This window comes from Luteibacter sp., from assembly GCF_035539195.1.
In the GTDB taxonomy this organism is placed as follows: Bacteria; Pseudomonadota; Gammaproteobacteria; order Xanthomonadales; family Rhodanobacteraceae; genus Luteibacter.
The window spans coordinates 295,939-308,052 of sequence record NZ_DATLIW010000040.1 but is presented as its reverse complement, the minus strand read 5'-3'; the positions used below and the strand labels follow the sequence as shown (position 1 = coordinate 308,052).

The window sequence follows — 12,114 nt, the reverse complement described above, 5'->3', positions numbered from 1 at the left end:
TGCCCTACGGGCCGGGTCGGGCTCCGCCCGGGGGTTTCCGAATCGGCTTCCTGCCTTATACGGAAACGGCCGACCATCCCGGTCGGCCCCCTTCGGGCCTTGTCCGGTCGGAGCCCTCGCCTGCGCTAATCGCCCCGAGGGCGAGACCCGCCGGCTCTTCCGAGTACTGAGGTTTCGTGGGGTCGAGCGCAACGCTCGCTGCTGGTGGGTCTTCGTTCGACGCGATAGGGGCTGCCCCTCGACGTCACGAGGACGATGTTGTGGGAGCCGATTCATCGGCGATGTTGTGGGAGCCGCTTCAGCGGCGATCCCGCGGCAGCGGGCCAGGGTGCGGCAAGCACCCATCGCCGCTGAAGCGGCTCCCACAATAAAGGCGCCCCCAGTCGGAGCCCGACCCGGCCCGCAGGGCAATAAGTACACGGCCGCGGCACGCGGCCCTTCCGACGCGGGTCGCCGCAGACGGGGCCCCGAGGGTGGCACCCGCCGGCTCTTGCGACGCAACGCGAGCCGAACAATGCGAGGCCGCAGGCGAGCCCGCAAAAAGAGCGCTACTCCTGAAGCAACCGATCCACCAGCTTCATCACCTTGCCGACGGAACCCCGCTCGCTGTCGAAAACATGGCGGGCGGCGGTGCCCATGGACTCGCGGCGATCGCGGTCACGCAGGAGGGAGAGGACCTGCTCGCCGAGCTCCCCGCCATTGGCGACGCGCTGGCCGCCGTGCTCGTCCAGCAGGGCCTGGGTGATCTCTTCGAAGTTGAACGTGTAGGGGCCGACCAAGACGGGCTTGGACAGTGCCGCGGGCTCGAGCACGTTGTGGCCGCCGATCGAAACCAGGCTGCCGCCGACGAAGGCGACATCGCAGGCGGCGAAGAAACGCAGCAGCTCGCCCATCGAGTCGATGACGAAACACTGGGTGCCGTGGCCGGGCACGCCGTCGGCGCTGCGCGTGCCCACCTGGAAACCGAGGCTGCGTACCGAAGCCTCGACCGCCTTGAAGCGCTCCGGGTGGCGCGGTGCGATCAGCAACAAGGCATCCGGCAAGCGGCGCATCACGTCCAGATGTGCCTCCAGGACACTCATCTCCTCGCCTTCGTGGGTGCTTGCCGCGATCCACACCGGGCGGCCGGTGCCCCAGGCCTCGCGCATCGCCTTGCCGGCTATCAGTGCATCGTCGGGAACCGGCATGTCGAACTTCAGGTTGCCGCAGACGGTGAGCTGGCTTGGCTCGGCGCCGAGAAGACGGTAGCGCGCCGCATCCGTTCGCGACTGCGCCGCGATGTGGCTTACGCAGCGGAGCGCGCGCTTGACCAGCGAACTCATCCGCGCATAGCCGCGTAGCGACCGCTCCGAGAGCCGGGCGTTCGCGATCAACAGCGGAATGCCATGCCGGCGGCAGGCGAAGTAGAGGTTCGGCCAGATCTCCGTCTCGACGATCACGGCCAGGCGCGGGCGCGTATTGCGCAGGAAGCTGCGCACCGCGAACGGCAGGTCGTATGGCAGGTAGACACTGTGGACGCGGTTGCCGAACAACTGGCGGACACGCTCGGAGCCGGTGGGGGTCACCGTCGTCACCAGCATGGGTGCCTCGGGGTAGGCCTCCATCAGCGCCTTGACCAGCGGCTCGGCGGCGTTGACCTCGCCGACCGACACCGCGTGTACCCAGAGGCAGCCATGCAGCCGCGGCAACGGGAAGCGGCCGAAGCGCTCGCGCCAGCGCACGTGGTAGTCGCCGTACCGCATGCCACGCGCCATCAGGCGAAGCATCACCAGCGGCGTGAACAGATACATGGCGCAGTTGTAGATCAGACGCAGCAGCACGCGGTCCCCTGGACTTTCCGGTGACCGGTCAGTATAGCCGCCCCCATTCGCTACAATGGCGGGACATGCCTGGAATGCCCCGCCCCTCCCTCACCCCGCGCCTGCTTGCGCCCCGCCACTGGCCCGCGTGGATCGGCGTCGGCTTCATCTGGCTACTCGCGCACCTGCCCTTTCGCACGCTGATGCGGCTGGGACGCCTGGCCGGCCGGCTTGCCCTGCACCTGAATCCCGAGCGCCGCCGTATCGCCGCGACCAATATCGCGCTGTGCTTTCCCGAGCTGGACGAAGCCGCCCGGAAAGCCCTCGTTCGCGCCAACCTGTGCGACGTCGGCATGATGCTGGCGGAGTTCGCGCTCGGCTGGATGGGCTCCGATCGCGCCATTGCGAAGGTGCCGGTCACCGTCGACGGCCTCGAGCACCTGGAGGCGGCAAGGGCCGCGGGCCGCGGCGTCCTGCTCGTCGGTGGGCATTTCTCGCATCTCGAACTGAGTGCGCGGCTGGTCTCCTCGCGCATCCGCATCGCGGGCATGTACCGGCGTATGGATTCGGACGTCTTCGAGTTCGCGGTGCTGCGCTCGCGCCTGCACTATGCCGATGCCATGTTCGACAAGGACGATATCCGTGGCACCGTGCGTTACCTGAAGAAGGGCGGCACCCTCTGGTATGCCCCCGACCAGGACATGCGCAGCAAGGACAATGTCTTCGTGCCGTTCTTCGGGGTCAGTGCCGCGACGATCACCGCGACACACCATCTCGCCCGCCTTTCCGGTGCGCTGGTGATTCCGTTCTATCACCGTCGCCTGCCGGACGACTCCGGCTATGTCATGCGACTGGGCGCACCGCTTGCGGATTTTCCGAGCGACGATCCGGAGCGGGACACGGCGCTGGTCAACAAGCAGATCGAGTACATGGCGCGCGAGGCACCCGAGCAATACCTGTGGGTCCACAAGCGATTCAAGACACGGCCGCCGGGCGAGCCGAAGATCTACTGACCTCAGCCAAATGTAAGCAACTACAGGCCTAGACAGCAATTTCCCGTCAGCGACGACGAAAGCCGCGCGAAAAATTGCGCGCGTAAAAGAAGGTCGTCTCCCCCTGGACGGACCTTCTCCATGCAGTCGCTCCTCCGCTTCGCGCGCTCGCTGCGCGGCCGGGCCGAATGGCACAGCTCGCGCTCGCATGGCTTCCGTGCCGTGGCGACGTACGTGGCGCGCTCGCTGCTGCACTGGCGTCGGCATGGCGCGTGGCTGGCCTTCCTCGATGCGCCGGGCATGGCCGGCCTGACGTCTGTCGACGTCACGCTGATCGAGCGCTACCAGCATCGCTACATGAACCGCCGTTGGTCGATGCGCCAACGCCTGGCAGCGACCCACGAACACTACGTGTTCGCCCTGGGCCGTTTTCCGCGACCGTTGTTCGATCACCTTTACCGGACACGGGAGCTGGTTCTTGGCCGGCTCATCCTGCGCGACGGCAGCGGCCTCAGCATTGTGTTGAAGGCGCCGGCGGTTCGTTCCCGCGAGGGCGAACTGAACATTTCGCTGGTCGACGATCGAGCATTGCAGCTCTCCTACGCGACCATCTCCTTCGTCGACGAGGGCCGCACGGTGATCATCGGCTGCCTGCAAGGCGCCGCCAACCACGCGGGTCGCGATGTCATCCGCGACCTGACACGCCAGTGCCACGGACTGCGTCCGAAGAACCTGCTTCTGTCGATGGTCCGTTCGCTTGCCGGGGCCATGGGCGCGGAACGCATCCTCGGCATCGGCAACGCGGCGCACCCGTTCGCCGGCCGGAAGAAGATCAACGCCGACTACGATGCCTTCTGGCAGGAGAACGGCGGCGTGGCCGACTCGCAGGGTTTCTACGCGATGTCCGTGCAGGAACCGCTGCGTTGCGAGTCGATGGTGGAGAGCAAGCGGCGCAGCGAGTTCCGCCGTCGCGAAGCCCTGCGTCACGAAGCCTGCGACCTACTCGTCGCCGCCTTCGACGCGCCGCGTGCCACCGTTTCCCAGGCGGCCTGACACGCGAAGCTCATAGAGTTTCGCGTACTTGAGGAACGCGTAGAACGCGTGCACCCGGGCGGCGACGAAGCCAGCCCAGCCGCCGCGCCAGTGGCCGCGCCACAGGTAGTAACGAAGGAAGGCGACGGTGGGATAGATCACCATGCGGGCACGCAGGTAGCGTGGCTTACGCGTATGCCGATCGCTTACCTGCAGCGACGAATAGCGATTGGCCTTGTCGACACGCCCCTCGATGTCCCGTTCGCCGTAATGGTCGATCACCGCATCCAGGCGGCGCACCGGGCCGTCGACGATCACGCTCTCGTGCACTTCATGACCACTCATGCGGGCACGGGTGCGATCGAACAGGCGCACATAGTGATTCAGCCGCGCGCGTTCCGCCTGCCAGCGCCAGAAGACCCATTCGCGCCGAAGCATCTCGAAGCCCGCGACCTCCGGCGAATCCAGTGCGCTACGCACGCGATCCGCCGCCGTGGCCGGCAAGGCTTCGTCCGAATCCAGCAGGAGAACCCAGCGGTGTGTCGCCAGGTCGATCGCTGCCTGCTTCTGCGCGCTATAGCCGGCGAACGCCTGCACGTGGACGCGTGCGCCGAGACGCACGGCGATGTCGCGCGTCGTGTCGGTCGAGCCGGAGTCCAGCACGAGGATATCGTCGGCGAAGCGGACAGAAGCCAGGCAGGTCTCGATCGTGTCGGCGTTGTTGAACGTCGTGACGACGACGGACAGCGGCTCATGTGCCATCGCGCGGCTCTCCGTCGGGCAGGTCGGCGAACAGCGCGGCGCACCATACCGACACGAGCCATGCGGCGAGTAACCCCCACCAGGCCGAGTAGAAAGCCATGTGCGTGTTCAGCGGAAAGAGGATGACGACGAGGGACAGCGTGGCGGGAAACGCCCGGTAGCGTGCCTCGACGCCGGCGCGCCACCATGTGCGCACGGCCAGGACGACTGCCGCGAGCCAGGCGAGCAATCCGACGATCCCCGTCTCGGTGGCCACTTCCAGCACGACCTGGTGCGCGTGGCAGGCGCCCTCGCCGTCCGCGCATTTCTCGACGGTCAGGAAGTGGTCGCCGGGATGTGCCGAGGCAGGGTAAGCGTAGCGGAAACCACGCACGCCGACGCCGTTCACCGGGTGGGCCGCGAAGATGCGCAACGAGGTCGTCCAGATATCGAGTCGGCCGGTCAGTGCCGCGTCCACGCCCGCGCTGGTGCCGGAAAGTGCCGGCAAGGTGTGCGATACACGATCGCGGAAGCGCGGCGAGACCTGCCACGCCAGCAAGGCGACCAGGGCAAGCGTCACGCCGGCGGCGGCACAGGCCAGGGCAAACCTACGCAGGGTCTTCGCTTCGTTCCAGAGAAAGCCCAGGGCGACGAGCCCATAGCAAAGCCATGAGGCACGCGAGCCGGAAAGCAGGACAGGGCCCAGTGCCAGGAGGAAAGCGATGACCAGGCCACGGCGGCCCCAGCGCTCGCGGGCACCCCAGAGCAGGAAGGGCGCCAGGGCGGAAAGCGCCGGACCGAGCTTGAGGTTGGCGGCGCCGAAGATGCCCGAGAGACGCTCGACATTCGACGTGCCGGCCAGCCCGTAACCGGTGAGGGCCTGGACCCAGGCATCGACGACCCAGACGGCGACCACCACGGCGGTGGCGAGATAGAGCGCCCTCACCTTGCCCGGCCGGCGCATCGCGAAGCAGGTGTAAACGCCCAGCGGTGCGAACCGCAGGATCCCCGCCACGGTCAGCCAGGTCTTCGCCGGTGCCACCGCACCGACCGCCGAGACCAGGGCGGCGCCCGCGTAGGCGGCGAACAGCCACAGGAACAGCCTCGCCCCCGGGTGATGACGTACCGCCCGCGGTTCGCGCACCAGCAGGAGGACCGTACCGACCAGGCAGAGGAAAACGCCCAGCTCGGCGCTGCGCCCGAACGGCAGCAGCGCGGGCACCAGCCAGATCGGCAGCAGGGGCGAGGCGAGGCCGACCTTGATCGAACGGGCGATGCCGTGGCTCACGCGGCGGACGCACCCTGGAGAACGTCGGCGTAGAGCGAGAGTGTCGCTTCCTGCATGTCGACGAGTCGGTAGCTGCGCGGCGGCGGGATCGGCGGGGCGAAACGGAGCAGCTCGGCGGCGCGCTCGACCAGCTTTTCGCGATCGCCCAGGGGCACGCGACCGGCTGGATAGAGCTCGGCCAGGAGCTCGCCGACACCGCCGTGCGCGTAGCCCATGACCGGACGGCACAGCGCCAGCGCTTCGACCACGGTCCGTCCGAACGACTCGGGGCGCACAGACAGCTGCAGGATGAGCGCCGACATGGCGAAGACATCACGGACGTCGTCGCGGGCCGGCGAGATCACCACCTTGTCGTCGAGGCCGCGCTCATGGATGAGCTTGCGCAGTTCGGCCACATAGGCCTCACGGCCGGGCTCATCGGCGCCAAGCAGGAGCAGGCGCGCGTCGATCGCCCGGTGATTGAGGTCGGCGAGCAATTCGATGGCATCCGCGTGCCCCTTCAGGCGCGTACCGCGCCCGGGGAGGGTCAGTAGCGGCGCCCCGGCCAGCTGCGGGTAGGCCTCGAAGAAGGCGCGCTGCCAGGTGTCGTCGGGCCGGTAGCCGTACGGGAAGGCGTCGGTATCGATGCCGCGCGGGATGACGGCGATGCGCGTGGTGTCGATGTCGTCGGGGTAGTGGCGCAGGACGTAGTCGCGCAAGGTCTGCGAAACCACGATGACGCGCTCGCCGCGCAGCAGGATGGCGCTGTAGCGCCCCGGCGAATTCAGCCCGTGCACCGTGGTGACGAAGTGCGGGCGGGGTTTCACGCCGCGCATGGCCCACCAGCCGATCCATGCCGGCAGGCGCGACCGGGCATGGACGATGTCGGGCTTCACCTCGCGCAGGATGCGCCGAAGCTTGCCGACGGTGAACAACGTGCCCAGCGACTTGTCGCCGATCGGCAGGGTGACATGCTCGCTACCCTCGGCCTCGAGCTGGGCGACGAGCCGGCCGCCGGCGGAGACGACGACCGAACGGTGTCCGGCAGCCACGAGCGCCCTGGCAATTTCCAGGGTCGAACGCTCGGCACCACCCGAGTGAAGGGCGGGGATGAGCTGTACGACGGTCATCGTCCGATCTGGAAAGACGGTGGCCATGGGCGGTCCGGAGAGGATGGGTGTCACAGGCAATGCAGGAAGCATGCCCGCGCGGGGCCGTTCAGTCTTTGAGCACGTAGTTGGCGCCGCAATACGGGCACTTCGAGGTGCCGCCGTCGTCGACGATGGGCAGGTAGACCTTGGGATGCGAGTTCCACAGGTACATGCCGGGCATCGGGCAGGACAGCGGAAGGTCGGCCTTGGTCACTTCGTAACGATTCTCGGCATTGGCCGGGATCAGCTTGGCGGCCGCGGGATTGGCATGCATGGGGGAAACTCCGGACAAGGCCGTGGAACTGGGGTCTGCGATGGTAGCAAAAGAGGACATGGGGGAGCCGCTTCAGCGGCGATGAGTGCTTGCGGCTACCTGGCCCGCTGCCGCGGGATCGCCGATAAATCGGCTCCCACAATCGCTGGCCTGGCCGGCCTGTGTCTTGGCGGTGGCCTGGCCGGCTTGCACGCTCAAAAAAAAAACCCGCGCCGTCGCCGGCGCGGGTTCCAACGGGTGGAGCCTTTTCGAGCTGGCTTACTTCTTGTCGGCAGCCGAGGCGTCGTGCGCTTCGGTGGTGATGCGGATCTTGATCTCGTCGGAGACGTTCGGCACGTAGGCGCCGACGCCGAAATCCGAACGCTTGATCGTGGCCGTGGCGTCGAAGCCGGCGGTCTGGACCTTCATCATCGGGTGCGGGCCGACCTTGTTCACGGTGACGTCGAGGGTGACCGGCTTGGTCACGCCGTGCACGGTCAGGTCGCCGGTGACCTTCAGCTTGTCCTTGCCGGCCGAGGTGACCTTGGTGCTCTTGAAGGTCACGGTCGGGTACTTGGCGGCGTCGAGGAAGTCGGCCGACTTCAGGTGCTCGTCGAGCTTCGGCACGAAGGTGTCGAGGCCGGAGAGCGGCAGGGTCACTTCGACGGTGGCCTTGGTCGGGGCGGCTTCGTCGTAGACGAGGGTGCCGTCGACCTGGTTCAGGTTGGCCGAGGGGTTGGAGAAGCCGAAGTGGTTCCAGCTGAACAGCACCATCGTGTGACCCGGGTCGAGCTTGTAGGTGACCGGAGCGGCGACGGCGGTGCCGGCGGTGGCGAGCAGGCCCGCGAGGGCGACGTAACGAAGAGCGCGCATGGTGGATCTCCTGCAGTGGGATGGGTACTGCTGATGGCAGCGGGACCCGAAGGTCACCGCGGGAAGGGTCAGGCTATCTGTGCCGCCTCGTCAAAGGAAAGACGCGGCAGGCGGCCGAAAAGATTCGTGTCCGGGTCGCCGTAGCCGATGTTGACCAGGAAGTTGGACTTGATCTGGGTGCCGGCGAAGAACTCGGCGTCCACACCGGCCTGGTCGAAACCGGACATCGGGCCGCAGTCGAGGCCGAGTGCGCGGGCCGCCATGATCAGGTAGGCGCCCTGCAGCGTGCCGTTGCGAATAGCCGAGGTCTGCACCAGTTGCTCGTTGCCGACGAACCAGCTGCGGGCGTCGGTGTGCGGGAACAGCTTGGGCAGGTGCTCGTAGAAGGCGAAGTCCGTGGCCACGATCGCGGTGACCGGAGCGAGCATCGTCTTCTCGGCGTTGCTCTCGGAGAGATACGGCTTGAGGCGCTGCTTGGCGTCCTGCGACTTCACGAACACGACGCGCATGGGCGAGGAGTTGGCCGAGGTGGGGCCGAACTTGGTCAGCTCGTACAAGCGGCGGATCTGCTCGTCCGTCACTTCCTTCGGCTGCCACGCGTTGTAGGTGCGGGCGGTCAGGAACAACTGGTCGAGCGAAGCATCGGACAACGGAGCGCTCATGGATATCCTTGTACAGTGATGGATCGCCGGGGCCCCGGCATCCCGACAGTGTAAGCGTCATCAGCCGGTCCGTGACCGGTCGGCCAGGGAACGAACTGTGGCAAATTCGACAACAATGCCGCCCCAGGATGCCTGCTGGGTCGTGACCGACGGCGCTGCCGGCAATCGGCGGCAGGCCCTGGCGCTGGCCGAAGCGCTCACGCCGTCGATCCGCGAGATTGTCGTCGAGTTGAGCCCGCCCTGGTCGTGGTTCGCACCGCGGCACTTGCCGGGATCGCGCATGGCGCTGGGCCGGAACAACGAAAGCCTGCTGCCGCCCTGGCCGAATCTGGTCATCGGCTGTGGCCGCAGTGCGGCCTGGGCCACGCGGCAGATCCGCCAGTGGTCGGACGGCAGGACGCTGGCCGTGCAGATCCTGGACCCACGCATCGACCCGGGCCACTGGGATCTGGTCGTCGCACCCAAGCACGACACCCTGCGCGGTGAGAATGTGCTCAATCCGCTGGGCTCGCTGCATCCCATCGACGACGCCTGGCTGGCCGACGGTCGGGATGCATTTGCCCAGTTCGCCAACTTGCCATCGCCCCGGCTCGGCGTGTTGATCGGCGGTGCCAGGCGAGGCACCCCGTTCGACGACGACGCGGCCGCCGCCTTCCTCGCGGCTGTGAAGGCACGGCATCACATGGATGGCGGGTCGGTACTGGTGGCTGCTTCGCGGCGTACGCCAGCGGCGCAGCTGGCGCGCATCCGTCAGGCATTCGCTGGCTTGCCCGGCGCGGTCTGGCTCGACAGCACGGACGGCGCGAATCCCTACCCTGGCATCCTCGGCTGGGCCGATCGCCTCGTGGTCACGCCGGACTCGGTGAACATGCTTTCCGAAGCCTGTGCCACCGGGCGGCCGGTGCATACCTTCGTCTCGCGACCACTGCCGGAGAAGCTGGCGCGGTTCCACGAAGCGTTGCGCTCCGCGGGGCTGCTGCACGATATCGACGCGGCGACCGCCCCGACACAAACGCCGCTACGCGAGACGGCGGCCATCGCCGCTGAAGTGCGCCGGCACCTGGGACCAGGCGAGCCGATGGTCCGGTAGAGTGGCCCCGTGTAGGAGCCGCTTCATTTCTAGGAGCCGCGTCATTTGTGGGAGCCGCTTCAGCGGCGATGGGTGCTCGCCGCACCCTGACCCGCTATCGCGGGATCGCCGATGAATCGGCTCCCACAAGGGACGCCGTCAGGCGTCGACGTAACGCGCCGCGTCACCCACCCAGCGGGCGATGAGCTGCTCGCATCGTGCGGGATGCTCTTTCATCATCGCTTCCGCCACGCGTTGCACCTCGGGCATCAGATGCCCATCGCGCGTGAGGTCCGCGATGCGGAACTGCAGTTGTCCGGTCTGACGGGTACCGAGCACTTCGCCCGGGCCACGCAATTCCAGATCCTTCTCCGCGATACGAAAGCCATCGTTGGTTTCGCGCATCACCTGCAGACGTTCGCGCGCCAGCCGTGACAGTGGATTCTGGTAAAGCAGCACGCAGTTCGAGGCGATGGCACCGCGCCCGACACGACCGCGCAACTGGTGCAACTGGGCCAGGCCGAGGCGCTCGCTGTTCTCGATCACCATCAGGCTGGCATTGGGTACGTCCACGCCGACCTCGATCACCGTGGTCGCAACCAGCACGGCCAACTCGCCGGCCTTGAAGGCGTCCATCACCGCCTGCTTTTCCTTTGGCTTCATGCGGCCGTGGATCAGACCGACAGCGAGATCGGGCATGGCGGTGGTCAGCTCCGCATGGGCCACTTCCGCGGCCTGCGCGTTCAGCTGCTCGGACTCTTCGATCAGCGTGCATACCCAATACACCTGGCGGCCTTGCATGCAGGCGGCGTGGATGCGCTCCATCACGTCGTAGCGGCGCTCGTTGGAGATGGCGACGGTCTGCACCGGGGTGCGTCCCGGCGGCAGTTCGTCGATCGAGGAGACATCCAGGTCCGCGTAGGCACTCATCGCCAGCGTGCGTGGGATCGGGGTCGCGGTAAGCACCAGCTGGTGCGGAATGAGATCGCCCTCCGCGCCCTTGTCGCGCAGCGCGAGACGCTGGTGGACGCCGAAGCGATGCTGTTCGTCGACGATGACCAGGCCTAGCCTGGCGAAGCTGACGCCCTCCTGCATCAGCGCATGCGTACCTACCAGCACGTGCGCTCCGCCGGCCGCGCGCGCCAGCGCACTCTTGCGCGCCTTGCCCTGCACCTTGCCGGCCAGCCATTCCACTTCGAGACCCAGCGGCTCCAGCCACGCACGGAAGTTGCGCAGGTGTTGTTCGGCCAGCAGTTCGGTCGGCGCCATCAGGGCGACCTGGTAGCCGCTTTCGATCGCGGCCACGGCGGCGAGCGCGGCAACGACGGTCTTGCCACTGCCCACGTCGCCCTGGACCAGGCGCAGCATCGGGTGCGCCCGTGCGAGGTCGCGTGCTACTTCCTTCGACACGCGCTCCTGCGCCTTGGTGAGTGCGAACGGCAGCGCGGCGAGAAGCCTCTCGCGCAAGGTGCCGGCGCTCTTCAACGCGGGAGATTTGCGCTTCTTCACCGCGGCGCGCATGCGTCGCAAGGTGAGGTGCTGGGTGAGCAGTTCCTCGAACGCGAGGCGCTGCTGCGCGGGATGCGTGCCCTCGCCCAACCGCCGCAGGTCCACGTCGGGGGGCGGCCGATGCACATGGAGCAAGGCGTCGCGCAGCGAGGTCAGGCCCATCGGGCGGCCGATATCCTCGGGAATCAGTTCGAGGCGATCGTCGGTCGGCAGATGGGCGAGCGCGCGTGAAATGACACTGGCGAGACGGCGTGGGCCGAGTCCTTCCGTCGTCGGGTAGACGGGGGTGAGGCGCTCGTCGACGAGTACGTGTTCGTCCGCTTCGATGCGCTGGTATTGCGGGTGGACGATCTCGAGGCCTTGCGGGCCCTGCCGTACTTCACCGAAGCAGAGCAGGCGCGTGCCCTTGGCAAGCAGGTCCACCTGCGACTTGCGGAAGTGGAAGAAGCGCAGCAGCAGGGGCCGGCCCGTATCGTCGCCGATGATTACCTTGAGTTGGGGCCGAAAACGGAACCCCCGCTCGACATGCTCGACGATGCCTTCGACCTGCGCACGGTCGCCTGGCCGCAGGTCGGCGATGGGCACGACCGTGGTGCGATCTTCGTAGCGCAGCGGGAGGTGGAACCAGAGGTCCTGCACCTCGCGCAGGCCGAGCTTGCCCAGCGTGTCGGCGAGCGCGGGCCCGACGCCACCGAGCGTCGTCAGCGGTGCGCGTCCGGGGTCCGCCGACGATGTCGCCGGCGTGGTCGCTACGCTTCGGGCCACG

At 67.4% G+C, this 12,114-nt stretch carries 11 protein-coding genes; 3 read left to right on the top strand and 8 right to left on the bottom strand.

Translation table 11 applies throughout. The features are described 5' to 3' along the window. Window positions 1-548 precede the first annotated feature (548 nt). Window positions 549-1,814 carry a lipid IV(A) 3-deoxy-D-manno-octulosonic acid transferase gene (gene waaA, locus VM621_RS18670; protein ID WP_325470475.1) on the bottom strand — a complete coding sequence of 422 codons (1,266 nt, stop codon included), beginning with the start codon at window positions 1,812-1,814 and terminating at the stop codon, window positions 549-551. Between the two features lie 80 nt (window positions 1,815-1,894). Here waaA and lpxL point away from each other — a divergent pair, with 80 nt between their 5' ends. Both lpxL and VM621_RS18660 read left to right on the top strand, forming a co-directional pair. Next, window positions 1,895-2,812: an LpxL/LpxP family Kdo(2)-lipid IV(A) lauroyl/palmitoleoyl acyltransferase gene (gene lpxL, locus VM621_RS18665; protein ID WP_325470464.1), complete on the top strand. Its 918-nt coding sequence runs from the start codon at window positions 1,895-1,897 to the stop codon at window positions 2,810-2,812. Between the two features lie 120 nt (window positions 2,813-2,932). Then, the gene (locus tag VM621_RS18660; RefSeq protein WP_325470463.1) at window positions 2,933-3,844 is read left to right on the top strand and encodes a VirK/YbjX family protein; all 912 of its coding nucleotides are present in this window, start codon (window positions 2,933-2,935) and stop codon (window positions 3,842-3,844) included. Here the strand turns inward: VM621_RS18660 and VM621_RS18655 are convergent. The 6 genes from VM621_RS18655 to VM621_RS18630 form a co-directional block, all read right to left on the bottom strand. Further along, entirely contained in the window at window positions 3,791-4,585 is a 795-nt protein-coding gene (locus VM621_RS18655; RefSeq protein WP_325470462.1) for a glycosyltransferase family 2 protein, read from the bottom strand. The two genes, VM621_RS18660 and VM621_RS18655, sit on opposite strands and share 54 nt — an antisense overlap. Next, complete coding sequence (locus VM621_RS18650; protein ID WP_325470461.1) at window positions 4,575-5,852, bottom strand: O-antigen ligase family protein; 1,278 nt, start codon at window positions 5,850-5,852, stop codon at window positions 4,575-4,577. Before VM621_RS18650 ends, VM621_RS18655 begins: the two co-directional genes overlap by 11 nt. Then, a complete protein-coding gene (locus VM621_RS18645) occupies window positions 5,849-6,961 on the bottom strand; it encodes a glycosyltransferase (RefSeq protein WP_325470460.1) in 1,113 nt (370 codons plus the stop codon). Before VM621_RS18645 ends, VM621_RS18650 begins: the two co-directional genes overlap by 4 nt. Window positions 6,962-7,049: 88 nt before the next feature. Then, entirely contained in the window at window positions 7,050-7,256 is a 207-nt protein-coding gene (locus tag VM621_RS18640) for a zinc-finger domain-containing protein (protein WP_046979305.1), read from the bottom strand. A gap of 258 nt (window positions 7,257-7,514) precedes the next feature. After that, entirely contained in the window at window positions 7,515-8,108 is a 594-nt protein-coding gene (locus tag VM621_RS18635) for a YceI family protein (protein ID WP_325470459.1), read from the bottom strand. Window positions 8,109-8,176: 68 nt separating this feature from the next. Continuing rightward, complete coding sequence (locus tag VM621_RS18630; protein ID WP_325470458.1) at window positions 8,177-8,770, bottom strand: malonic semialdehyde reductase; 594 nt, start codon at window positions 8,768-8,770, stop codon at window positions 8,177-8,179. 115 nt (window positions 8,771-8,885) lie between these two features. Between VM621_RS18630 and VM621_RS18625 the strand changes: the two genes are divergently transcribed. Continuing rightward, complete coding sequence (locus tag VM621_RS18625; protein ID WP_414674575.1) at window positions 8,886-9,860, top strand: mitochondrial fission ELM1 family protein; 975 nt, start codon at window positions 8,886-8,888, stop codon at window positions 9,858-9,860. Window positions 9,861-9,998: 138 nt separating this feature from the next. Here VM621_RS18625 and recG read toward each other — a convergent pair whose 3' ends face one another. Continuing rightward, the gene (gene recG, locus VM621_RS18620; protein ID WP_325470456.1) at window positions 9,999-12,113 is read right to left on the bottom strand and encodes an ATP-dependent DNA helicase RecG; all 2,115 of its coding nucleotides are present in this window, start codon (window positions 12,111-12,113) and stop codon (window positions 9,999-10,001) included. Between the last annotated feature and the right edge of the window lies 1 nt (window position 12,114).